Origin of the sequence: Nocardioides sp. QY071, from assembly GCF_029961765.1 — a bacterium.
Lineage (GTDB): Bacteria > Actinomycetota > Actinomycetes > Propionibacteriales > Nocardioidaceae > Nocardioides.
This window is the reverse complement of record NZ_CP124681.1, coordinates 3,145,938-3,169,279: the sequence shown is the minus strand read 5'-3', so window position 1 is coordinate 3,169,279 and position 23,342 is coordinate 3,145,938. Positions and strand designations below refer to the sequence as shown.

Sequence of the window (23,342 nt, the reverse complement as noted above, 5' to 3'; positions counted from 1 at the left end):
GTGCTTCCCGCCCTCATCGCTGCCACGATCCCCAGCCCGTCGCAGGGCGTGTGGCACCTCGGGCCGTTCCCGCTCCGCGGCTACGCCCTGTGCATCATCCTCGGCATCGTCGTGGCGATCTGGATCGGCGAGAAGCGCTGGCAGGCCCGCGGCGGCACGTTCGGCGAGGTCCAGGACGTCGCGATCTGGGCGGTCCCGTTCGGCCTCGTCGGCGCCCGTCTCTACCACGTCGCGACCGACTGGGAGAAGTACTTCGGCTCCGGCGGCGAGCCGGTCAAGGCGCTCTACGTCTGGGAGGGCGGCCTCGGCATCTGGGGCGGCGTCGCCCTCGGCGCCCTCGGTGCCTGGATCGGCGCCCGCCGCCGCGGCATCAAGGTGCTGCCGCTGCTCGACGCGCTCGCGCCCGGGGTCCTGGTCGCGCAGGCGATCGGCCGCTGGGGCAACTGGTTCAACCAGGAGCTCTACGGCCGGCCCACCGACCTGCCGTGGGGCCTGGAGATCCAGCAGAAGCACTGGCAGTGCCTGGTCGACGGCGTGCAGACCAGCGGGGCGAACTGCGGCGTCGCGCTCGGCGGTCCCTACCCCGACGGGGTCGTCTTCCACCCGACCTTCCTCTACGAGTGCCTGTGGAACCTGGCCGCGTTCGCGCTCATCATCTGGCTCGAGCGCCGCTTCCGCCTGGGCCACGGCCGGGTGATGGCGGTCTACGTCATGGCCTACACCCTGGGCCGCGGCTGGATCGAGTACCTCCGCGTCGACAACGTCCAGCTCGAGAACGTCTACGGCCTGCGGTTCAACGTGTGGACCTCGATCGTGCTGTTCATCGCGGCGGCCGCCTACTTCGTGTGGGCGACGCGCAACCGGCCCGGGCGCGAGGAGCAGGTGTACGTCGACGGGCGCGGCCCGGCCGCCGAGGACGAGCCCGCGGCCGATGTGACCGGCGACGCATCCACGGACGAAAACGATTGAACACACGCAGTTGACATGCTGCTAACCTGAGGGCTCCGCCGCGTGGGCCAGTGCCGTCCCTTGCGCCCCACCTTCTGTTAGTCCCTCACCGGCCCACGGGCTCGACCGGGACGCAGACGTAGCCGACGGGAGAACCTTGGTGCCTTCCATGCACTCGTTCCCACCGCCGCAGGGTCTCTACGACCCGCGCCACGAGAAGGACGCCTGTGGCGTCGCCTTCGTCGCGACGCTGACCGGGGAGGCCAGCCACGACATCGTGGCGAAGGCGCTCACGGCTCTTCGCAACCTCGACCACCGCGGTGCCGCCGGCGCCGAGGCCAACTCCGGTGACGGTGCCGGGATCCTGATGCAGGTGCCCGACGCGTTCCTGCGCGCGGTCGCCGCCGATGCGGGGATCACCCTGCCGGTCGCCGGCACGTACGCCGTGGGCACTGCCTTCCTGCCCGGTGACGAGGGCCAGGTCGCCAAGACCCGGACCCGGATCGAGGAGATCGCCGCCGAGGAGGGCCTGGTCGTCCTCGGCTGGCGCGAGGTCCCGGTCAACCCCGACATCCTCGGGACGATGGCGGTCAGCGTCATGCCGACCTTCACGCAGCTGTTCGTGCAGGCGCCGGGCGGCGCCCTCAACGGCATGGACCTCGAGCGCCTCGCCTTCTGCCTGCGCAAGCGCGCCGAGCGCGAGACCGACGTCTACTTCCCGTCGCTGTCGTCGCGCACGCTGGCCTACAAGGGCATGCTGACGACCGACCAGCTCGACAACTTCTTCCCCGACCTGCGCGACGAGCGGATGGCCTCGGCCATCGGCGTGGTGCACTCGCGGTTCTCGACGAACACCTTCCCGAGCTGGCCGCTGTCGCACCCGTTCCGGTTCATCGCCCACAACGGCGAGATCAACACCGTGATGGGCAACCGCAACTGGATGCGCGCCCGCGAGGCGCTGCTGGCCTCCGAGGCCATCCCCGGCGACCTGGAGCGGCTGTTCCCGATCTGCACGCCCGGTGCGTCGGACTCGGCCTCCTTCGACGAGGTCCTCGAGCTCCTCCACATGGGTGGTCGCAGCCTGCCGCACGCGGTGCTGATGATGATCCCGGAGGCGTGGGAGAACCACAGCGAGATGGACGCGAAGCGGCGCGACTTCTACCGCTTCCACTCAGCCACCATGGAGCCGTGGGACGGCCCGGCGTGCGTCGTGTTCACCGACGGCACCCAGATCGGCGCGGTCCTCGACCGCAACGGCCTGCGTCCCTCGCGCTTCTGGGTCACCGACGACGGCCTGGTCGTCCTCGCCTCCGAGGTCGGCGTACTCGACCTCGACCCGGCCACCGTGGTCCGCAAGGGCCGCCTGCAGCCGGGCCGGATGTTCCTGGTCGACACCGAGGAGCACCGGATCATCGAGGACGAGGAGATCAAGGACCAGCTCGCCACGGAGCACCCGTACGGCGAGTGGCTGCACGGCGGGATCATCCACCTCGACGACATCCCCGAGCGTGAGCACATCGTGCACACCCACGCCTCGGTCACGCGTCGCCAGCAGATCTTCGGCTACACCGAGGAGGAGCTGCGGGTCATCCTCACGCCGATGGCCAACACCGGCGGCGAGCCGCTCGGCTCGATGGGCACCGACACGCCCATCGCGGCGCTCAGCGACAAGCCCCGGCTGCTGTTCGACTACTTCAGCCAGCTGTTCGCGCAGGTCACCAACCCGCCGCTGGACGCCATCCGCGAGGAGCTCGTCACCTCGCTCAACGGCACCATCGGCCCCGAGGCCAACCTGCTCGAGCCCGGCCCGGCGTCCTGCCGCCAGATCGTGGTCCCCTTCCCGGTCATCTCCAACGACGACCTGGTGAAGATCCGCCACATCAACCGCGACGGCGACCACCCCGGGTTCCAGACCCACGTGGCCCGCGGTCTGTACGACGTCAACGGCGGCGGCGCCGCGATGGCGGCCCGGCTCGACGAGATCTGCCAGGAGGTGTCGGCCGCGATCGAGTCCGGCGCGCGGATCATCGTGCTCTCGGACCGGCACGCGACGGCCGACCTCGCGCCGATCCCGTCGCTGCTGCTCACCGGTGCGGTCCACCACCACCTGGTGCGCGAGAAGACCCGCACCCAGGTCGGCCTGCTCGTCGAGGCCGGCGACGTCCGCGAGGTGCACCACGTGGCGCTCCTCGTCGGCTACGGCGCGGCGGCGGTCAACCCGTACCTCGCCATGGAGAGCGTCGAGGACCTCGCCCGCGAGCGCTACTACGTCAAGGCCGAGCCCGAGGTGGCGGTCAACAACCTCGTCAAGGCGCTCGGCAAGGGCGTCGTGAAGGTGATGTCCAAGATCGGCGTGAGCACCGTGGCGTCGTACACCGGTGCGCAGATCTTCGAGTGCGTCGGCCTCTCGCAGTCGGTCGTCGACAAGTACTTCACCGGCACCACCTCCAAGCTCGGCGGTGTCGAGCTCGAGGTCGTCGCCCAGGAGGTCGCAGCGCGGCACGCCAAGGCGTACCCGCCGGCCGGCATCGCGCCCGCGCACCGCGAGCTCGAGATCGGTGGCGAGTACCAGTGGCGTCGCGAGGGCGAGCCGCACCTCTTCAACCCGGAGACGGTGTTCCGCCTGCAGCACTCCACGCGGACCGGCCGCTACGACATCTTCAAGCAGTACACGCAGGCCGTCGACGACCAGTCCGAGAAGCTGATGACGCTGCGCGGGCTGTTCAAGTTCAAGGACGCCGGCGCGTTCGGCCGCACCCCGATCTCCATCGACGAGGTCGAGCCGGTGGCCGACATCGTCAAGCGGTTCTCGACCGGTGCCATGTCCTACGGCTCGATCTCGCGCGAGGCGCACGAGACGCTGGCCATCGCCATGAACCGGCTGGGCGCGAAGTCCAACACCGGCGAGGGCGGCGAGGACTCCGAGCGGCTGCACGACCCCGAGCGTCGCAGCTCCATCAAGCAGGTCGCCTCGGGCCGCTTCGGCGTCACCTCGGAGTACCTCACCAACGCCGACGACATCCAGATCAAGATGGCGCAGGGCGCGAAGCCCGGTGAGGGCGGCCAGCTGCCCGGCAACAAGGTCTACCCGTGGGTGGCCAAGACCCGGCACTCCACGCCGGGCGTCGGCCTGATCAGCCCGCCGCCGCACCACGACATCTACTCGATCGAGGACCTGGCCCAGCTGATCCACGACCTCAAGAACGCCAACCCGTCGGCCCGCGTCCACGTGAAGCTGGTCTCCGAGGTCGGCGTCGGCACGGTCGCGGCCGGTGTGTCCAAGGCGCACGCGGACGTCGTACTCATCTCCGGGCACGACGGCGGCACGGGCGCGTCCCCGCTGACCTCGCTCAAGCACGCCGGTGGTCCCTGGGAGCTCGGCCTGGCCGAGACCCAGCAGACGCTGCTGCTCAACGGCCTGCGCGACCGGATCGTCGTCCAGACCGACGGCCAGCTCAAGACCGGTCGCGACGTGGTCATCGCGGCGCTGCTCGGTGCCGAGGAGTTCGGCTTCGCGACCGCCCCGCTGGTGGTCTCGGGGTGCATCCTGATGCGGGTCTGCCACCTCGACACCTGCCCGGTGGGCGTGGCGACCCAGAACCCGACCCTGCGCTCGCGGTTCAGCGGCAAGGCCGAGTACGTCGTCAACTTCTTCGAGTTCATCGCCGAGGAGGTCCGTGAGCTGCTCGCGCAGCTGGGTTTCCGGTCGATCGAGGAGGCCATCGGCCAGGTCGAGGTGCTCGACACCGTCGACGCCGAGCGGCACTGGAAGGCGAAGGGTCTCGACCTCGCGCCGATCCTGCACAAGGTCGAGATCGCCGAGACGCACTTCCCCGACCAGGACCTGCGCAACACCGGCGGTCAGGAGCACGGCCTGGAGAGGTCGCTCGACGTCACCGAGATCCTGCCCCTGGCGGCGGCGGCGATCGAGAGCGGCGAGCCCGTCCGGGCCCAGCTCTCGATCCGCAACGTCAACCGCACGGTCGGCACGATCCTCGGCCACGAGGTCACCAAGAAGTACGGCGGCGAGGGCCTGCCCGACGGGACGATCGACCTGACGTTCGTCGGCTCGGCCGGCCAGTCCTTCGGCGCGTTCGTGCCTCGCGGCATCACGCTGCGCCTCGAGGGCGACGCCAACGACTACGTCGGCAAGGGCCTCTCGGGCGGCCGGATCGCGATCCGGCCCGACCGGAACGCCACCTTCCGCGCCGAGGAGCACATCATCGCCGGCAACACCATCGCCTACGGCGCGACGTCGGGTGAGATCTTCATCCGCGGTGGCGTGGGAGAGCGGTGCTGCGTGCGCAACTCGGGCGCCACCATCGTGACCGAGGGCGTGGGCGACCACGGCTGCGAGTACATGACGGGTGGCCGCGTCGTCGTCCTCGGCAAGACGGGCCGCAACTTCGCGGCCGGCATGTCGGGCGGCATCGCCTGGGTCCTGGATCTCAAGGACTTCCGGGTCAACGCCGAGCTGGTCGACCTGCGTCCGGTCTCCGAGGCCTACGCCGCGGAGCTCCAGCAGATCGTCCGCGCCCACTTCGAGGAGACCGGCTCCGAGGTCGCCGAGGCGCTGCTGGCCGACTGGGAGGCCGCACTGCCGCGGTTCACCGAGGTCATGCCGCGCGACTACGCGAAGGTACTGGCGGTCCAGGCCGACGCCGAGGCCGAGGGCCTCGACGCCGACGCCGCCGCCAACCGGATTATGGAGGTGCTCCATGGCTGACCCGAAGGGGTTCTTGAAGAACACCCGTGAGGTGGCCGGGCGTCGTCCGGTCGAGGAGCGGGTCCACGACTGGAACGAGGTCTACCCGGGTGGGATCGGTCGTGCGCTGCTGCCGATCATCAACGTCCAGGCCAGCCGCTGCATGGACTGCGGGATCCCGTTCTGCCACTCCGGCTGCCCCCTGGGCAACATCATCCCGGAGTGGAACGACCTGGTCTGGCGCGACGACTGGGACGGTGCCATCGAGCGCCTGCACGCGACCAACAACTTCCCGGAGTTCACCGGTCGCCTCTGTCCGGCTCCCTGCGAGACGGCGTGCGTCCTCGGCATCAACCAGCCCGCGGTCACCATCAAGAACATCGAGGTCTCGATCATCGACCGGGCCTACGAGTCGGGCTTCGTGCGGCCGCAGCCGCCCGAGTGGCTGACCGGCAAGACCGTCGCCGTCATCGGCTCCGGTCCCGCGGGCCTGGCCGCCGCCCAGCAGCTCACCCGGGCCGGCCACACCGTGGCCGTCTACGAGCGGGCCGACCAGCCCGGTGGCCTGCTGCGCTACGGCATCCCCGAGTTCAAGATGGAGAAGAAGCACCTCGAGCGCCGGCTCGACCAGATGCGCCGCGAGGGCACGGTCTTCCGCTCCGGCGTCGAGGTCGGCACCGGCAAGCTCACCGGTGACGCGCTCAAGGACCGCTTCGACGCCGTCGTCCTGGCCGTCGGCTCCACCGTCCCGCGCGACCTCCCGGTCCCGGGCCGCGAGCTCAAGGGCATCCACCAGGCGATGGAGTTCCTGCCGCAGGCCAACCGGGTCGCCCTGGGGGAGACGGTCGAGGACCAGATCCGCGCCGACGGCAAGCACGTCGTCATCATCGGTGGCGGTGACACGGGCGCCGACTGCCTCGGCACCTCGATCCGCCAGGGTGCGGCCTCGATCACGCAGCTGGAGATCATGCCCCAGCCGACGGAGGACCGCCCGAACGGGCAGCCGTGGCCGACGTACCCGATGACCTATCGGGTCTCCTCCGCTCACGAGGAGGGTGGCGAGCGGGTGTACGCCGTGTCGACCCAGGAGTTCCTCGGCGACGAGGACGGCAACGTCCGGGCGCTGCGCCTGGTCGAGGTGTCCTTCGAGGGCGGCAAGCTGGTCGAGCACGAGGGCACCGAGCGGGAGATCCCGGCCGACCTGGTCCTCTTCGCGATGGGCTTCCTCGGTCCCGAGCAGCCCGGCCTGGTCGAGCAGCTCGGCCTGGAGCTCGACGAGCGCGGCAACATCAAGCGCGACAACAGCTATGCGACCAACGTCGAGGGCGTCTTCGTCGCAGGCGACGCCGGCCGCGGCCAGTCGCTCATCGTGTGGGCGATCGCCGAGGGCCGGGCCGCGGCCGCCGGTGTGGACACCTTCCTGACCGGCAGCACCCAGCTGCCCGCGCCGATCCCGCCGACCGCGCGTCCGCTGGTGGTCTGACGGACAACGACCCGGCTCATCCCGAAACCTCTCGGGATGAGCCGGGTCGGCGTTTTTGACGTTCCAATTGCCCGATAGGCTCTGAGGGTGCGGAGAGCCAAGATCGTGTGCACCCTGGGTCCGGCCACCAGCTCGGAGCGGAGGATCCGCGAGCTCGTGTATGCCGGCATGGACGTCGCCCGTCTCAACATGAGCCACGGCAGCCACGAGCAGCACGCCGAGGCCTATCGCCTGGTCCGGGAGGCGTCGGACGCCTCCGGCCACGGCGTCGGCATCCTCGCCGACCTGCAGGGCCCGAAGATCCGCCTCGAGCGCTTCGCCGACGGGCCGGTCCAGCTCAAGCGAGGGCAGCGCTGGGTCATCACCACGCGCGACGTCGAGGGCGACGCCGAGATCTGCGGTACGACGTACAAGGGCCTCCCCGGCGACGTCGCGCCCGGCGACCCGCTGCTCATCGACGACGGCAAGGTCCGTCTCCGCGTCGTCGAGGTCGTCGACGGGACCGACGTGGTCACCGAGGTCCTGGTCGCCGGCAAGGTGAGCAACAACAAGGGCATCAACCTTCCCGGTGTCGCGGTCTCCGTGCCGGCGCTGTCGGACAAGGACACCGAGGACCTGCGCTTCGCCCTGCGCCTCGGCGTCGACTTCATCGCCCTCAGCTTCGTGCGCAACGCCGCCGACGCCGAGGACGTGCGCACGATCATGCGCGAGGAGGGGATCGTGGTCCCCGTCATCGCGAAGATCGAGAAGCCGCAGGCCATCGAGAACCTCGACGAGGTCGTCGACGCCTTCGACGCGTTCATGGTCGCCCGCGGCGACCTCGGCGTGGAGTGCCCGCTGGAGGAGGTGCCCTTCTTGCAGAAGAAGATCATCGTCGCCGCCCGCCGCAACGCGAAGCCGGTCATCGTCGCCACCCAGATGCTCGAGTCGATGGTCACCAACCCCGCCCCGACCCGCGCGGAGGCGAGCGACGTCGCGAACGCCGTGCTCGACGGCGCGGACGCCGTGATGCTCTCCGGCGAGACCAGCGTGGGGGAGCACCCCGTCCACACGGTCGAGACGATGGCCCGGATCATCACCGCCACCGAGGAGCACGCCCTCGTCGACGAGAGCTTCAGCCGCTTCGGCCGCATCGAGTGGGACCCCCACACCACCTCCGGCGTGATCACCAAGGCCGCCGAGGAGGTCGCCCAGCGCGTCGGCGCCAAGTACGTCGTCGCCTTCACCCAGTCCGGCGACTCCGCCCGCCGCCTGGCCCGCCTGCGCAGTCCGATCCCCGTCCTCGCCTTCACACCCGAGGCCCGCTCCCGCTCGCAGCTCGCCGTCAGCTGGGGCGTCGAGGCCTTCCAGACCTCCACCGTCGAGCACACCGACGAGATGGTCCGCCAGGTCGACGAGGAGCTGCTCCGCATCGGCCGGGTCAAGGAGGGTGACCGGGTCGTGATCGTCGCCGGCAGCCCCCCGGGGATCCCGGGCTCGACCAACGCGCTGCGCGTGCACCGGATGGGCGACGCGATCAATGAGGTCGCCCCCGCGTACCGGCGCAGCCGCTGATCCTCAGGTCTTCAGCCCGACCAGCGCGTCCAGCCGTGCAACCGCGTCGCGGCGGGACACGCTGATCACCCGGGTGTTGGACTGGCGCCATGGGATCTCGACCAGGTCGAGAGCCCAGCAGCAGAGCTCGCGGATGTCCTGGGAGGCATTGCAGAACTGCCACCGTGGGTAGCGGTAGATCTTCGGCCGACCCGCGACCATCCGGCGCGTCCAGTTGTTGGCTCGGCAGCCGTCGGAGTGGAACAGTCCACGTAGGAACGGGCCGGGGTTGTCCTCGACGATCGCGCGCTGCCAGTCCTCCAGCACGATCGGTCGCTCGTGCTTCCGGCCCGGTCCGTGTTGCGGAAACAGGCACGTCCAGTGTTGCCAGGACACGGTCGTGATCACGCAGCCCGGTGCCATCCGGGTGTGCGGGCGACCACCGGGCTTCACCCGCGTCATCAGGTCGATCAGGCGCGCGTTGTCGACGACGTACTTCTCGTCGTTGAAGACGTGCAGGTTCCAGACGGCGCCCCGGCCGCGCGAGATGTGCCCGTCGCCGAGGTACCACCCAAGGAGCTCTGCGTATGAGCCATGGTCGAGTTCGGCGTCGGTGCAGCGGGGACACGGAACCGAGGTGTGTGCCTGTCCGCGTGCCTGACCGCGACGTTGGTAGAGGCGCCGCCAGCGACGGATCGTCTTGATGGCGACGCCATGCTTGGCTGCGTTCTCGGCGTCCGACATCCCGGCATCGGAGTCGCGCAGAGCGCTGTCGACGACCTCAGCGGGGCGGACGTGGACCATGGCACAGGGTGCCTCGGTGGTCCGGCAGAAACTCATCGATGGGGTGCCGGGTGTGGGATTCGAACCCACACGCCCTTTCGGACAATGGTGTTTGAGACCATCGCGTCTGCCGTTCCGCCAACCCGGCCAGGTCAGGAGAAACGGTAGCCGAGACACTCCGCCGCCCCTGCACCGCCCGGCCCGATAGCCTGACCCCGTGACCGAGACCGCCCCGAACGAGCAGCCGCAGCCCCGCACCGTGGTCATCGCCGAGGACGAGACCCTGATCCGGATGGACCTCGCCGAGATGCTGGCCGAGGAGGGGTACGACGTCGTGGGGCAGGCCGGCGACGGGCAGAAGGCGATCGAGCTGGCCGAGGAGCTGCGGCCCGACCTGGTCATCCTCGACGTGAAGATGCCGGTGCTCGACGGGATCGCGGCGGCCGAGGCGATCGCGGGCCAGCGGATCGCGCCGGTGGTCATGCTGACGGCGTTCTCGCAGCGCGACCTGGTGGAGCGGGCGCGGGAGGCGGGCGCGATGTCGTACCTCGTCAAGCCGTTCTCGCAGTCCGACCTCGTGCCGGCGATCGAGATGGCGGTGAGCCGGTTCGCGGAGATCCGCCAGCTCGAGAACGAGGTCAGCGACCTGACCGAGCGGCTCGAGACCCGCAAGGCGGTCGACCGGGCGAAGGGCATCCTCCAGGAGCAGCTCTCGCTCTCGGAGTCCGAGGCCTTCCGGTGGATCCAGAAGACGGCCATGGACCTGCGCATGTCGATGCGCGAGGTGGCCGACGGGGTGGTCGCCCACGGCGTCCCCGGCACGCCCGCTCCGTAAATCGTCCGACGTTCGGGTCGTCCAGGTAACAGATTCGTCATGATTTGTGACCTGGGCCACCGAGTTGCTTCCACCGACCCGTGCGCCGGTGTAGGTTCCCGCGGCAGGACAACTCCGGGGTGGCACCGCGCCGTCCCCGGCCGATGAGGAAGCGGGAGAGGTCTCTTGAGGCGAAACAAGGTATTCGGTGTCGGGGCTGCGGTGCTGGCCCTCAGCCTGACCGTCACGGCCTGTGGGTCCGATGACAGCGGGGACGGCGACAAGGGCGCCAAGGGTGGCGGCGACCTCTGCGGCAAGAACATCGCGTTCCTCGGCGCCCTCACGGGCGACGCGGCTGCTCTCGGCCAGAACATGCTCGGTGGCGTGAAGCTCGCGCTCGACGAGTACAACAAGGCGAACGCCGACTGCAAGATCGGCGTCAAGGAGTTCGACTCCCAGGGTGACCCGAAGGTCGCTCCGGGCCTCGCCACCCAGATCATCAACGACGACTCGATCTTCGGCCTCGTCGGCCCCGGCTTCTCCGGTGAGTCGCTCGCGACCGGCAAGACGTTCTACGAGGCCGGCCTGCCGTCGATCTCCGCGTCGGCCACCAACGTGACCATCACCCAGCAGGACTGGATCACCTGGCACCGCGTCATCGGCAACGACGAGGCGCAGGGCAAGGCCGACTCCAAGTACCTCACCGAGACCGTCGGTGCCACCAAGGTGTTCGTCGTCGACGACGGCCAGGACTACAGCAAGGGCCTGGCGGGCTACGTCAAGGAGGGCCTCGGCGACGCGAAGGTCGGCGAGGACCAGATCACCGTGGGCCAGACCGACATGTCCGCGGTCGTCACCCAGATCAAGGCCTCGGGCGCCGACGCGGTCTTCTACGGCGGCTACTACGCCGAGGCGGGCCTGCTGGTCAAGCAGCTGCGCCAGGGCGGCTTCACCGGCACCTTCATGTCGGGCGACGGCTCGGAGGACCCGGCGTTCGTGAAGGCGGCGGGCGCCGACGCGGCCGAGGGCGCGGTCCTCTCCGCTCCGGCCGCCCCGGCCCCGGCCGACTTCAACGACAAGTACAAGGCCGTCGTCGGTGCCGACTCCGGTCTGTACTCCACCCAGGCCTACGACGCGGCGAACATCTTCCTCGCCGCGGTCAAGGACGGCGCAGCCACCGCAGAGGAGGTCAACGACTTCATCGGCAAGTACGACGGTGAGGGCGCCAGTGGCCCGATCGCGTTCGACGACAAGGGTGACATCACCTCCTCGACGATCTACGCGTACTTCGTCAAGGGCGGCAAGCTCGACCTCGAGAACCCGGAGGCGATCAAGTGATCGTCGGCGGGTGACCACACGCGTCATCCGCTGAGCTGCGGCCGGGGGGCCACCGCCCCCCGGCCGCAGTCGAGTCAAGACCGGCGACCAGGGGGGACCCCTTGCACTTCGACGTTCTCATCAACAACCTGCCGGCGTTCACGATCGGTGGCCTGGTGTTCGGCGCGATCTACGCGTTGGTCGCCCTCGGCTACACGATGGTCTACGGCGTCCTGCAGCTGATCAACTTCGCACACTCCGAAGTCTTCATGTACGGCACCTTCGCCGTCGCCTGGGTCTTCGTGCTCTTCCACGGCACCGACTCGGTGACCTGGAGCCTGGGCAAGGCCTTGCCCCTCTTGTTGGTGGCGCTGGTCGCCGCCATGATCCTGTCGGCCGCCATCGCGCTCCTCCTCGAACGCGTGGCCTACCGACCACTCATCAACAAGGGTGCCCCCAAGCTCATCGCCCTCATCTCGGCGATCGGAGCGTCCTTCGCTCTCGCCGAGGCGATGGGCCTGCGTGACCGGTTCGCCGGCTGGGTGCACCTCGACGACAACCTGTCCGACTACGTCGCCAAGGCGCGCGACGTGTACTCGAACCCGGTCACGATCCAGCCCAAGGGCCTCTTCGACGTCGGCAACTACACGCTGACCGACGTCGACCTGGTCATCATCGTCGCCGCCATCTTGATGATGGTCGCGCTCGACACCTTCGTGCGGCGGACCCGGTTCGGCCGCGGCATCCGTGCCGTCGCGCAGGACCCGGAGTCCGCGGCCCTGATGGGGGTGAACTCCAACCGGGTCATCCAGGTCACCTTCCTGATCGGAGGCCTGATGGCCGGTGCGGCGGCCGCCCTGTACATGATGAAGATCGGCTCGACCCGCCAGAACGCCGGCTTCCTGCTCGGTGTCAAGGCCTTCACTGCCGCCGTCCTCGGCGGCATCGGCAACCTGCGGGGTGCCCTCCTCGGCGGCCTGGTGCTCGGCGTCGCCGAGAGCTACGGGTCCGCGATCTTCGGCTCGGAGTGGAAGGACGTGGTGGCGTTCGTGCTCCTCGTCCTGATCCTGCTCGTCAGGCCCTCCGGCCTGCTGGGCGAGGCCCTCGGAAAGGCGCGTGCGTGATGAGCTCCATCGGTGACGCCCTGCGGGGCATCGGGCAGAAGTGGGACGGCGTGGTCGACGGCTTCAACAGGAAGCCGACGCCGGTCAAGCTGGGGTTCCTGCTGCTGTTCGTGCTGTTCTTCTACGCGCTGCCGCTGCTGCGGCCTCCGCTGTTGACCACCGGCGGCATCGACTTCGGTGGCGTGATGTTCCAGGTGATCGCGTTCGCGCTGGTCGCGCTGGGTCTCAACATCGTGATCGGGTACGCCGGCCTGCTCGACCTCGGCTACGTCGGCTTCTACTGCGTCGGCGCCTACACGACCGGTGTGCTGACCGTCTACCACGGCAGCTGGCCGTTCCTGCTGGCGCTGCCCGTGGCGGTGGCCGTCACCATGGTCACCGGCGTGATCCTCGGCGCCCCGACGCTGCGCGTGCGCGGTGACTACCTCGCCATCGTGACGCTCGGCTTCGGTGAGATCATCCGGATCGTCGTGACCAACGTCGAGTGGCTCGGTGCCGCTTCCGGCATCAAGGACATCCCGCACCCGCCGAACATCGGACCGAACCCCGAGGGCCCGTTCGTCGACCCGAGCGAGCGCGGGCTGTTCCAGATCCCGCGGCTGGAGTGGGACGGCCTGGTCCCGCACCTCGACCACGACCACCCGACCTCCTTCCTGATCTTCGGCTCGCAGGACGCGATCCCCTACTACTGGCTGCTGCTCACGGTGCTGATCCTGGTGCTGATCGGCGACCGGCTGGTCAAGGCCAGCCGGGTCGGTCGGGCCTGGGAGGCGACCCGCGAGGACGAGGACGCGGCCGAGCTGATGGGCGTGCCGACCTTCAAGTACAAGCTGATGGCGTTCGCCCTCGGTGCCGCCATCGGTGGCCTCTCGGGGTCGTTCTACGCCAGCAGCCAAGGCGGCTACATCAACCCGCAGAGCTTCCCGCTGCTGCTCTCGATGCTCTTCGTCGCGGCGGTCATCCTGGGCGGCTCAGGCAACCGATGGGGAGCGATCGCCGGTGGTGCGCTGGTGGCCTACCTGCCCGAGCGGTTCCGCGACATCAACGACTACCGCCTGCTGATCTTCGGCCTCGCACTCACCGTGCTCGCGGTGCTGCGGCCGGAGGGCCTGTTGCCGCCACGCCGTACGAGGCGGGCGAAGGCGATGGAAGCGGAGATCGAGGCACTCGAAGAGGGCGAGCTGGAGGAGGACGCCAATGCCTGAGCAGACGACTGACCAGACGACGGCGATGCCGGGGGAGCGCAGGGCTCTGCTCGAGGTCGACCACGTCACCCTGCGGTTCGGCGGCCTGACAGCGCTCGACGACGTCAGCTTCGAGATCCGCGAGGGCGAGATCCTCGGCCTGATCGGCCCGAACGGCGCCGGCAAGACCACCTGCTTCAACGTGATGACGGGCGTCTACCGGCCGACCTCGGGGCAGGTGCGCTTCGACGGCAATGTGCTGGCGAAGATGAAGAAGCACAAGATCACCCGCCTCGGCCTGGCCCGGACGTTCCAGAACATCCGGCTGTTCAAGTCGATGACAGTGCTCGAGAACGTCATGGTCGGCACCGACGCCCACAGCAAGGTCGGCTTCTTCGACGCGCTGCTGCGCACCCCCCGTCACCGCCGCACCGAGGGCGCCTCGCGGGAGCGGGCCAAGGAGCTGCTTCACCTGGTCGGCATCACCGCCCGGCACGACGAGCTCGCCGCCAACCTGTCGTACGGCGACCAGCGGCGCCTCGAGATCGCCCGGGCGATGGGCACCGGTCCGAAGCTGCTGTGCCTCGACGAGCCGGCGGCCGGCTTCAACCCCGCCGAGAAGGTCAAGCTCATGGAGCTGATCCGCAAGGTGCGCGACGAGGGCTACACCGTGCTGCTGATCGAGCACGACATGCGCCTGGTCATGGGCGTCACCGACCGGATCGTGGTGCTCGAGTTCGGCCGCAAGATCGCGGAGGGCGTCCCTGCCGAGATCCGCGACAACCCGGCGGTCATCGCCGCCTACCTGGGAGTGGATGAAGATGCTTCTTGAGGTTGACGACCTGCAGGTCAACTACGGCCACATCGAGGCCATCCGTGGCATCAGCTTCTCGGTGCCCGAAGGCACGGTCACCTCGCTGGTCGGAGCCAACGGCGCCGGCAAGACGACCACGCTGAAGACGGTCTCGGGGCTGCGAAAGGTGCGCGGTGGTGCGGTCCGGTTCCAGGGCGAGGACATCACCCAGCTCCCGCCGTACGAGCGGGTGAAGCGGGGGATCAGCCAGTCGCCCGAGGGGCGCGGCTGCTTCCCTGGCATGACCGTGAGCGAGAACCTCGACATGGGTGCCTTCCTGCGCAAGGACCGCAAGACCGCGGCCTACCGGGAGGACCTGGACCGGGTCTTCACGCTGTTCCCCCGGTTGAAGGAGCGCGAGAAGCAGGCAGCCGGCAGCATGTCCGGCGGTGAGCAGCAGATGCTGGCGATCGGGCGTGCACTCATGTCCCGGCCCAAGCTGCTGCTGCTCGACGAGCCCTCGATGGGCCTGGCGCCCAAGCTGATCCAGCAGATCTTCACGATCATCACGGAGATCAACGAGCAGGGCACCACGGTTCTGCTCGTGGAGCAGAACGCCGCCCAGGCGCTCAAGCGCTCGCACGACGCCCACATCCTCGAGACCGGCGAGATCGTCCGGTCCGGGGCGGGCGCCGACCTGGCCGTCGACCCGGCGGTCAAGGCCGCCTACCTCGGAGGCGACGTCTGAGCCGATCCGGCACGCAGGACGACGAAGGGGCCCCGGCGCGATGCCGGGGCCCCTTCGTCGTACTGCGTGACGAATCGGCTCAGAGGACCTTCGAGAGGAAGGACTGGGTCCGCTCGTGCTGGGGGTTGGACAGCACCTCGGCGGGCAGGCCCTCCTCGACGACGACCCCGCCGTCCATGAAGACCAGCTTGTCGCCGACCTCGCGGGCGAAGCCCATCTCGTGGGTGACGACCATCATGGTCATGCCCTCCTGCGCGAGCTCCTTCATGACGCCGAGGACGTCGCCGACCAGCTCGGGGTCGAGGGCGCTGGTGGGCTCGTCGAAGAGCATCATGTCGGGCTCCATCGACAGCGCCCGGGCGATCGCGACTCGCTGCTGCTGACCACCCGAGAGGTGGGCGGGGTAGGCCGACTCCTTGTCCGAGAGCCCGACCTTCTCCAGGTTCTGACGAGCGATCTGGACCGCCTGGTCCTTGCTCCGGCCCCGCACGTTGCGCTGGGCCAGGGTCAGGTTCTTGAGGACCGACAGGTGCGGGAACAGGTTGAACTGCTGGAAGACCATGCCGATCCGCGAGCGCATCTCGTCGAGGTCCGTCTCGGGGTCGCAGATGTCGACACCCTCGATCAGGATCTCGCCGGAGGTGGGCTCCTCGAGCCGGTTGACGCAGCGCAGCAGCGTCGACTTCCCGGACCCGGAGGGGCCGATCACGCAGACGACCTGGCCGGCGTCGACGAAGAAGTCGATGCCCTTGAGCACCTCGTGGTTGCCGTAGTACTTGTGCAGGCCACGGACCGCGATCGCCGGCATCGGCTCGCCGTTGGCGAGGGTGGGGGAGTTCATCGGGTCGCCTTCCTCTGCCGGCGCTCCTGCCAGGCCACGAGCTGGGTGATCGGGATCGTGATGACCAGGTAGAGCAGGGCCGCCTGGATCAGGCTGGTCGAGGTGCCGGTCGAGGGACCCGACGTGGTGAAGTCGTTGGCGACGTTGGTGAGCTCGCGGCTGTCGAAGGTGGCCCCGGCGACCGAGAGCAGGGCCGTGTCCTTGATCAGCAGGACGAACTCGTTGGTCAGCGGTGGGATGACGACCCGGAACGCCTGGGGGAGCACCACCTTGAACAAGGTGGCAGTCCCGCTCATGCCGAGCGAGCGGGCCGCCTCGGTCTGGCCCTTCGGCACGGCCTGGATGCCCGCCCGCAGCGTCTCGGACATGTAGGCGCCGGCGACCATGATCAGCGCGATCAGGCCGGCCCCGGCGGGCCCGCCCGGGGGCGTCCAGCCGATGGCGATCGGCAGGCCGAACGCCATGAACAAGATCACGATCAGCGCCGGCAGGCCGCGGAAGAACTCGACGTACACCGTCGCGAGCCAGCGCAGCGTCGCGACCGGCGAGAGCCGCATCAGGGACAGGGCGAGCGCCAGGACCAGGCCGCCGACGAACGCGATCGCGGTGTACTTGACCGTGTTGACCGCACCGATGGTGACCAGGTCGGCCCAGTTGCCGGCCGACCAGCCGTCGACGCCGCCGGAGTTCCAGAAGTTGTGGTGGATCTGGTCCCAGTCGGCGAGCGCGGCCAGCGCGACGACGACGACGAGCACGCCGAGGTTGAGGCTCCAGATCGTCAGCCGGCGCTGTGTGGTGCGCTTCACTTCACCTCGAAGTACTTGTTGTAGATGGTGTCGTAGGTGCCGTCGGAGTGCATCTCCTCGAGCGCACCGTCGATGTCCTTGACCAGCTGGCTGTTGCCCTTCTTGATGGCGAAGCCGTACTCCTCGTCGGTGTCGTAGGTCTCGACGACCTTGAAGGCACCGTCGGTGGTGTGGTCGAGGTTGACCGGGAGGTCCTGCAGCAGGGCGTCGACCTGGCCGGCCTTGATCGCCTGGTACATCTCGGCGTCGCTCGGGAAGGTGGAGATCTTGGCGCCCTTGGCGTTCTCCTCGGCGTACGTCTTGCCGGTGGTGCCGCGCTGGACGCCGAGCTTCACGTCCTTGAGGTCGCCGATGGAGGCGATCTTGCTGTCGGCTGCGACGAGCAGCGACTGCTTGGAGTCGTAGTAGCCGTCGGAGAAGTCGAGGTTCTTCTTGCGGTCGTCGGTGATCGTCATCGCGGAGGCGACCAGGTCGCACTGCTTGGCGTTGAGGGCCTGACCGCTCTGGAGCGCGTCGAACGACGAGTCCTTGATGGTGAGCTTGAGGTCGAGGCGCTTGGCGACCTCGGAGACGATGTCGACGTCGAAGCCCTTGAAGCCGGTGTCACTGGACTTGTCGAAATCCTCGAACGGCGGGTACGGAACGTCCGAGCAGACGGTGAGGGTGTCCTTCTTGATGAGGTCGGCGCCGGTGGCGGACTTGGCGCTGTCCTCGGAGCCACAGGCGCTGAGCGCGAACGTGGCGAGGGCCGTCAGGGCGAGGGCGGTGATGCGCGACTTCTGCATGAGCCGCACTCTAGGCCCCTGTTTCCGGCGCCGCGAAGGCGTGTCGCAGGACACATTTCTCGGATCCGAGATTGATCCTTTGCCGAAAACGCAGATGGGGCGTCCCCCTGTGCGACGCGGCCGGGTGAGCGTAGTGTTCCGCCTGACCGTTCGGGACCGAGCGGTCTGCGCCGTGGGGGTCATGGAGGGGCAGGGTCGGGATGAGTCGCTACTCGCTGACGACGCGCGTCGCCACGCGCGAGGACGCACCGGTGCTCGCCGAGCTGTGGAGCGACGCAGTACGCCGGGCCGATCCGGCCGAGCAGGTCGCCGACGTCGAGCTGATCGTCAAGGCCGCCGCGGCCTCGCCGGAGCAGCGCCTCGTCGTCGTCGAGTACGACGGCAAGGTCGCCGGCGCGGTCTACCTGCGGATCACCACGCTCTCGCCGCTCAACCTCGAGCCGTGCGTCCAGTCGATCCACCCGCGGGTCTTCGACGCCTGCCGGCGCCACGGCGTCGGGCACGCCCTGATGGAGGCCGCCACCGCGTTCGCGGAGGACAACGGCATCCTGCACGTCGTCACCGCGGTCCCGCACTCCTCGCGCGAGTCCAACCGGTTCATGGCGCGCCTGGGCCTGGCGCCGGTCGTGATGTACCGGATCGCCCCGACCACGCTGCTGCGCAGCCGGGTCTCGCCGCAGCGCCAGCAGACCGGTGTCGACGGGAGCCGCAGCCGGGTGCTCGCCGCCCGCCGCTCGCTGCGCCGGGCGCGCACCGAGCGGCTCGTCCTCCCGGAGTGACCGGGAGCGCGTTCAGGCCTTGGGGCTGGGATCGCGCTCGAGCAGCGCGCAGGTGATCCGCGAGGTGCACACCCGCCGCCCGGCGTCGTCGCTGACGACGATCTCGAAGCTGGCCATGGTCCGGCCGCGGTGCAGCGGCGTCGCGACGCCGGTGACGACACCGGACGTGGCCGAACGGTGGTGGGTGGCGTTGATGTCGGTGCCGACCGCGAACCGGTCCGGGCCGGCGTGGATCGCGGCCGCCACCGATCCGAGGGTCTCGGCGAGGACCACCGACGCACCGCCGTGGAGCAGGCCGTAGGGCTGGGTGTTGCCCTCGACGGGCATCGTCGCGACGACCCGGTCCGCGGTGACCTCGACGAGCTCGATGCCCATCCGCTCGTTGAGTGCACCCATGTGGGTGCGCATGAAGTCGGCGATCTCGTCGATGGTCGTCATGGGCCGAAACGATAGTCGGCGGGCATCGGTAGAGTCGCCGGGTGCCTCACGACATGACGGAGACGACTCGCCCGCGACTCCTTCTCCTGGACGGTCACTCGCTGGCCTACCGCGCCTTCTTCGCCCTGCCCGTCGAGAACTTCTCCACCGCGACCGGACAGAACACCAACGCGGTCTACGGGTTCACCTCGATGCTGGTCAACGTGCTGCGCGACGAGCAGCCCACCCACGTGGCGGTCGCGTTCGACGTCTCGCGGCAGACCTTCCGCACGGAGGAGTACGCCGAGTACAAGGCCAAGCGCAACAAGACCCCCGGTGAGTTCAGCAGCCAGCTGCCGCTGATCGAGCGGATGCTGACGTCCTTCTCGATCCCGTTCATCAAGGTCCCCGGCTACGAGGCGGACGACATCATCGCGACCCTGGTCACCCAGGCCCTCGCCGACGAGACGAGCGGCCTCGAGGTGCTGATCCTCACCGGCGACCGCGACTCCATCCAGCTGGTCACCGAGCGCTCCACCGTCCTCTACCCGATGCGCGGTGTCTCCGACCTGTCCCGGATGACGCCGGCCTTCGTCGAGGAGAAGTACGGCGTACCGCCGCACCGCTATCCCGAGCTGGCCGCGATCGTGGGGGAGCAGTCCGACAACCTGCCCGGGGTCCCCGGTGTCGGCGCGGGCTTCGCCGCGAAGTGGATCAACACCTACGACGGCCTCGACAACGTCATCGCCCAGGCCGACAAGATCACCGGCAAGAAGGGCGAGGCGTTCCGCGAGCACCTCGGCGACGTCATCCGCAACCGCCGCCTCAACGCGCTGGTGCGCGACCTCGACCTCGGTGTGGTCGTCGACGACCTGGTGCTCAAGGAGTGGGACCGCGCCGCGGCGCTCGAGCTGCTCGACGAGCTGGAGTTCCGCGGCGAGCTGCGCACCCGGATCCTCGACGTCGTCGCACCGGGTGAGGACGTCCAGGTCGAGACCGGCGTCGAGCTCGACGGCACGACGCTCGCGCCCGACGCCGTTGCCGCCTGGCTGGAGCGGGCCGGTGACGAGAGGATCGGCCTGTCGGTCCGCGGCACGTGGGGCAGCGGCACCGGTCGCGTCGACGGCCTGGCGCTGGCCCTGGCCGACGGACGAGCGGCGTACGTCGACGTCGCGGCGATGAGCCCCGCCGACGACACGGCGATCGCGGCCTGGCTGGCCGACCCGGCGCGCCCCAAGGTGCTGCACGACGCCAAGGGACCGCTGCACGCGCTCGCCGCGCAGGGCTGGAGCCTGGCCGGCGTCGCGGAGGACACCGCGCTGGCGGCGTACCTCGTCGCGCCGGACCAGCGCTCCTACGACCTGGCCGACCTCTCGCTGCGCTACCTCCACCGCGAGCTCGCCCAGGCCCAGGACCCCGACCAGGGCGAGCTGCTCTTCGACGACGGCGCGGCCGACCAGGGCGGCGTCGCGACCAGCGCGATGGTCCAGGCCCGCGCGGCGCTCGACCTGTCCGCCGAGCTGGCCGACGAGGTCGAGAAGGCCGGTGGCCGCGGGCTGCTCACCGACGTGGAGATGCCACTCGTCGGCGTCCTGGCCGCCATGGAGCGCACCGGCATCGCCATCGATGTCGAGCACCTCGAGGGGCTGGAGGCGCACTTCGGCGAGGAGGTCCGCAGTGAGGCCCAGAAGGCCTACGAGGTCATCGGCCAGGAGATCAACCTCGGCTCACCCAAGCAGCTGCAGGTCGTGCTCTTCGACGAGCTCAACATGCCGAAGACCAAGCGCACCAAGACCGGCTACACGACCGACGCCGACGCGCTGCAGTGGCTGTTCGTCCAGACCGAGCACCCGTTCCTGCTCCACCTGCTGCGCCACCGCGAGGTGATCCGCCTGCGGCAGACCATCGAGGGCCTGCTCAAGACGGTCCAGCCCGACGGCCGCATCCACACCACCTTCCACCAGACCATCGCCGCCACCGGCCGCCTGTCGAGCACCGACCCCAACCTGCAGAACATCCCGGTGCGCACCGAGGAGGGCCGCCGGATCCGCGAGAGCTTCGTCGTGGGCAGCGGCTACGCGTCGCTGATGACCGCCGACTACAGCCAGATCGAGATGCGGATCATGGCCCACCTGTCCGAGGACGACCTGCTCATCGAGGCGTTCCGCTCCGGCCGCGACTTCCACGCCGAGACCGCCTCGCGGGTCTTCGACGTCGCGTCGGACGCGGTCACACCGGAGATGCGCGCCAAGATCAAGGCGATGAACTACGGCCTCGCCTACGGCTTGTCCGCCTTCGGGCTGTCCCAGCAGCTCGGCATCGAGCCGCGCGAGGCCAGCGCCCTGATGGACGACTACTTCGAGACCTTCGGCGGCATCCGCGACTACCTCGCGGGCGTCGTCGACGAGGCCCGCCGCACCGGCTTCACCGAGACCATCATGGGCCGGCGCCGCTACCTGCCCGACCTCACCAGCGACAACCGGATGCGTCGCGAGGCCGCCGAGCGGATGGCGCTCAACGCCCCCATCCAGGGCTCGGCCGCCGACCTGATCAAGGTCGCCATGCTGCGCACCGACGCCGCGCTGAAGGAGGCCGGGCTGGCCTCACGGATGCTGCTGCAGGTCCACGACGAGCTCGTGTTCGAGGTCGCCGACGGCGAGCAGGACGCGCTCGAGGCCCTGGTCCGCGAGCAGATGGCCGGCGCCGCCGACCTCACCGTCCCGCTCGACGTCTCCGTCGGCACCGGCCGGTCCTGGCACGAGGCCGCGCACTAGTGGCCATCCCCGGAAGTTCTGCGAGTGTCCTGCACCCCGGGCACGCACTTCGCGGCGTTGCCGACGCTTGCGAGACGACCCGGTATGGCTGCGCGCCGGCGCCTTGCGATGCACGCACCCGGGGCACTGGCCACCCCCGCACAACTTCCGGGGATGACCACTAGCTGGCTGGCGCGGGCGTGACCTCGTCGTCGCGACGGTGCCGCACGACCTGAAGGGCGACGAGCACGAGCAGGACGGCGAGGTCGACCGCGCCGACCCGCGTGGCGAGGCCGGTCACGCTGGAGGCCGTGGCGCCGAGGCCGATGAGCAGCAGCACGCCGATGCCGACGACGTACTTGGTCGCGACGCCGCGGGTCGCCAGGCCGGCGTACACCAGCAGCTGCAGCAGCGAGAGCAGGGCGCCGAGGACGGCGAACATCCACAGCCGGTCCTGCACCTCGGCGTAGTCGGCGCCGCCGACGAAGATGATCGCGAGGCCGGGCAGCAGATAGGTCGCGGCGACGCCGAGCGCGCCCAGCGAGCCGAGGAAGGCCAGGCCCTTGATGACCGCAGCGCGGCTCTCGCCGCCGGTCGACATCGACGGGAAGAGCACCACGACGGCGAACTGGGGCAGGAACAGGACGGCCTTGGTGACGATCAGGCCGCCGGCGTACAGGCCGGCGTCGTGCTCGCCGAGGATGCTGCGGGCGACGACGATGTCGAGGTTCGCCATGGCGAAGAAGGCCAGCAGCGCGATCGAGCTGCCCAGCGTCTCGCGGAGCACGTCGCGCCGGATCTCCGTCTCGGTCACGCTGGACTCGCGCCGCGGATGGCGGCCGAGCGCCCAGGCGCCGACCAGGACGGGGATCCACGTCGAGACGAGCACGGCGAGCATCGCGCTGCTCTCCGAGCGCCACACCAGCAGGAAGCCGATGCCGAGGATGACACGGGGTACGCCGACCGCCAGGTAGACCAGGCTGAGCGGGAGCCAGCGGCGTTCGCCCTGCAGCACGCCGGCCTGGGCGCCCATCACGGTCGCGGGGACGATCGCCAGGCCGAGCAGGACGGCGGGCAGCAGCCCGTCGAGGCGCAGCAGCTTCGTGACGAGCGGTGCGGCCAGGACGGTCACGGCGCCGAGGACCAGGGCCAGCCGCCAGCCGGTGCGCAGGACGGCGGCCTCGACGGCGGCGACGTGCTCGGGGTCGGCGGCGATCCGTCGCGCCGAGGTGGCCTGCAGGCCGAGCTGGAGCACGGAGAGGACCAGCAGCAGCGCCATCACGCCGGCGAGCGCGCCGTACTGGCCGGGACCGAGCAGCCGCGCGGAGACGATCTGGAAGCCGTAGGTACCGACGTTCATCACGGCCATCGCGATGGCGATGCCGGCGCTGCTGCGCAGCAGCCGGGAGATGCGTGAGCCCGCCGGGCGGGAGGTCGTCGTCACCAGAGCAGGTTAGGGGGCCGGTGGGCGTGAACCTAAGCCGACCCGGCGTCGCCGGGGTCCTGTCTCCTACAGTGTCGCCGGGCGA

18 protein-coding genes and 1 tRNA gene are annotated in these 23,342 nt (G+C 69.6%); 12 read left to right on the top strand and 7 right to left on the bottom strand.

What is annotated here, in order from left to right:
• The 4 genes from lgt to pyk all read left to right on the top strand — a co-directional run bounded on the left by lgt (nt 1) and on the right by pyk (nt 8,690).
• Nucleotides 1-969, top strand: coding sequence for a prolipoprotein diacylglyceryl transferase (gene lgt / locus QI633_RS15265; protein ID WP_282426268.1), 969 nt, complete (start codon nt 1-3; stop codon nt 967-969).
• A gap of 148 nt (nt 970-1,117) precedes the next feature.
• The gene (gene gltB, locus QI633_RS15260) at nt 1,118-5,674 is read left to right on the top strand and encodes a glutamate synthase large subunit (protein ID WP_282426267.1); all 4,557 of its coding nucleotides are present in this window, start codon (nt 1,118-1,120) and stop codon (nt 5,672-5,674) included.
• Entirely contained in the window at nt 5,667-7,136 is a 1,470-nt protein-coding gene (locus tag QI633_RS15255) for a glutamate synthase subunit beta (RefSeq protein ID WP_141798420.1), read from the top strand. The genes gltB and QI633_RS15255 overlap by 8 nt, the downstream gene beginning before the upstream one ends.
• 87 nt (nt 7,137-7,223) lie before the next feature.
• Nucleotides 7,224-8,690: a pyruvate kinase gene (gene pyk / locus QI633_RS15250; protein ID WP_141798421.1), complete on the top strand. Its 1,467-nt coding sequence runs from the start codon at nt 7,224-7,226 to the stop codon at nt 8,688-8,690.
• Nucleotides 8,691-8,693: 3 nt separating this feature from the next.
• Here the strand turns inward: pyk and QI633_RS15245 are convergent, their stop codons facing one another.
• Complete coding sequence (locus tag QI633_RS15245) at nt 8,694-9,473, bottom strand: transcriptional regulator (RefSeq protein WP_141798422.1); 780 nt, start codon at nt 9,471-9,473, stop codon at nt 8,694-8,696.
• Nucleotides 9,474-9,517: 44 nt separating this feature from the next.
• A tRNA-Leu gene (locus QI633_RS15240) sits at nt 9,518-9,600 on the bottom strand.
• Between the two features lie 69 nt (nt 9,601-9,669).
• Between QI633_RS15240 and QI633_RS15235 the strand changes: the two genes are divergently transcribed.
• From QI633_RS15235 to QI633_RS15210, 6 genes are all read left to right on the top strand, one after another.
• Nucleotides 9,670-10,287 (top strand): response regulator, encoded by a 618-nt coding sequence (locus QI633_RS15235; protein ID WP_282426266.1) that lies wholly within the window; start codon nt 9,670-9,672, stop codon nt 10,285-10,287.
• A gap of 201 nt (nt 10,288-10,488) precedes the next feature.
• A complete protein-coding gene (locus QI633_RS15230; RefSeq protein WP_160158226.1) occupies nt 10,489-11,604 on the top strand; it encodes a branched-chain amino acid ABC transporter substrate-binding protein in 1,116 nt (371 codons plus the stop codon).
• 101 nt (nt 11,605-11,705) lie between these two features.
• Nucleotides 11,706-12,707: a branched-chain amino acid ABC transporter permease gene (locus QI633_RS15225; RefSeq protein WP_141798425.1), complete on the top strand. Its 1,002-nt coding sequence runs from the start codon at nt 11,706-11,708 to the stop codon at nt 12,705-12,707.
• The gene (locus QI633_RS15220; RefSeq protein ID WP_174245206.1) at nt 12,707-13,912 is read left to right on the top strand and encodes a branched-chain amino acid ABC transporter permease; all 1,206 of its coding nucleotides are present in this window, start codon (nt 12,707-12,709) and stop codon (nt 13,910-13,912) included. Before QI633_RS15225 ends, QI633_RS15220 begins: the two co-directional genes overlap by 1 nt.
• Nucleotides 13,905-14,723, top strand: coding sequence for an ABC transporter ATP-binding protein (locus QI633_RS15215; protein WP_141798426.1), 819 nt, complete (start codon nt 13,905-13,907; stop codon nt 14,721-14,723). The genes QI633_RS15220 and QI633_RS15215 overlap by 8 nt, the downstream gene beginning before the upstream one ends.
• Nucleotides 14,707-15,432, top strand: coding sequence for an ABC transporter ATP-binding protein (locus tag QI633_RS15210; RefSeq protein ID WP_222117810.1), 726 nt, complete (start codon nt 14,707-14,709; stop codon nt 15,430-15,432). Before QI633_RS15215 ends, QI633_RS15210 begins: the two co-directional genes overlap by 17 nt.
• Nucleotides 15,433-15,511: 79 nt before the next feature.
• On the opposite strand, the gene QI633_RS15205 is transcribed toward QI633_RS15210, so the two are convergent.
• Genes QI633_RS15205 through QI633_RS15195 form a run of 3 tightly spaced genes read right to left on the bottom strand, consistent with a single transcriptional unit; the run spans nt 15,512 to nt 17,864 of the window.
• Entirely contained in the window at nt 15,512-16,273 is a 762-nt protein-coding gene (locus tag QI633_RS15205) for an amino acid ABC transporter ATP-binding protein (RefSeq protein ID WP_282426265.1), read from the bottom strand.
• Nucleotides 16,270-17,079, bottom strand: a complete 810-nt coding sequence (locus QI633_RS15200) for an amino acid ABC transporter permease (RefSeq protein WP_282426264.1) — start codon at nt 17,077-17,079, stop codon at nt 16,270-16,272. Before QI633_RS15200 ends, QI633_RS15205 begins: the two co-directional genes overlap by 4 nt.
• Complete coding sequence (locus tag QI633_RS15195; protein ID WP_282426263.1) at nt 17,076-17,864, bottom strand: ABC transporter substrate-binding protein; 789 nt, start codon at nt 17,862-17,864, stop codon at nt 17,076-17,078. Before QI633_RS15195 ends, QI633_RS15200 begins: the two co-directional genes overlap by 4 nt.
• 200 nt (nt 17,865-18,064) lie before the next feature.
• On the opposite strand from QI633_RS15195, the gene QI633_RS15190 reads away from it, so the two are divergent.
• A complete protein-coding gene (locus QI633_RS15190) occupies nt 18,065-18,643 on the top strand; it encodes a GNAT family N-acetyltransferase (RefSeq protein ID WP_141798429.1) in 579 nt (192 codons plus the stop codon).
• A 12-nt stretch (nt 18,644-18,655) separates the two neighbouring features.
• Here the strand turns inward: QI633_RS15190 and QI633_RS15185 are convergent, their stop codons facing one another.
• Entirely contained in the window at nt 18,656-19,081 is a 426-nt protein-coding gene (locus QI633_RS15185) for a hotdog fold thioesterase (RefSeq protein ID WP_282426262.1), read from the bottom strand.
• 53 nt (nt 19,082-19,134) lie between these two features.
• On the opposite strand from QI633_RS15185, the gene polA reads away from it, so the two are divergent.
• Nucleotides 19,135-21,834 carry a DNA polymerase I gene (polA, locus tag QI633_RS15180; RefSeq protein ID WP_282426261.1) on the top strand — a complete coding sequence of 900 codons (2,700 nt, stop codon included), beginning with the start codon at nt 19,135-19,137 and terminating at the stop codon, nt 21,832-21,834.
• A 160-nt stretch (nt 21,835-21,994) separates the two neighbouring features.
• Here the strand turns inward: polA and QI633_RS15175 are convergent, their stop codons facing one another.
• Complete coding sequence (locus QI633_RS15175; RefSeq protein ID WP_282426260.1) at nt 21,995-23,257, bottom strand: oligosaccharide flippase family protein; 1,263 nt, start codon at nt 23,255-23,257, stop codon at nt 21,995-21,997.
• Nucleotides 23,258-23,342: the final 85 nt, after the last annotated feature.

Excerpts from the sequence above, each read along its gene's own strand:
- QI633_RS15210 (WP_222117810.1), top strand. The coding sequence starts at position 14,707 with ATGAAGATGCTTCTTGAGGTTGACGACCTGCAGGTCAACTACGGCCAC.
- QI633_RS15245 (WP_141798422.1), bottom strand. The coding sequence starts at position 9,473 with ATGGTCCACGTCCGCCCCGCTGAGGTCGTCGACAGCGCTCTGCGCGAC.
- QI633_RS15255 (WP_141798420.1), top strand. The coding sequence starts at position 5,667 with ATGGCTGACCCGAAGGGGTTCTTGAAGAACACCCGTGAGGTGGCCGGG.
- QI633_RS15190 (WP_141798429.1), top strand. The coding sequence starts at position 18,065 with ATGAGTCGCTACTCGCTGACGACGCGCGTCGCCACGCGCGAGGACGCA.
- QI633_RS15205 (WP_282426265.1), bottom strand. The coding sequence starts at position 16,273 with ATGAACTCCCCCACCCTCGCCAACGGCGAGCCGATGCCGGCGATCGCG.
- QI633_RS15185 (WP_282426262.1), bottom strand. The coding sequence starts at position 19,081 with ATGACGACCATCGACGAGATCGCCGACTTCATGCGCACCCACATGGGT.
- polA (WP_282426261.1), top strand. The coding sequence starts at position 19,135 with ATGACGGAGACGACTCGCCCGCGACTCCTTCTCCTGGACGGTCACTCG.
- QI633_RS15215 (WP_141798426.1), top strand. The coding sequence starts at position 13,905 with ATGCCTGAGCAGACGACTGACCAGACGACGGCGATGCCGGGGGAGCGC.
- QI633_RS15195 (WP_282426263.1), bottom strand. The coding sequence starts at position 17,864 with ATGCAGAAGTCGCGCATCACCGCCCTCGCCCTGACGGCCCTCGCCACG.
- gltB (WP_282426267.1), top strand. The coding sequence starts at position 1,118 with ATGCACTCGTTCCCACCGCCGCAGGGTCTCTACGACCCGCGCCACGAG.
- QI633_RS15220 (WP_174245206.1), top strand. The coding sequence starts at position 12,707 with ATGAGCTCCATCGGTGACGCCCTGCGGGGCATCGGGCAGAAGTGGGAC.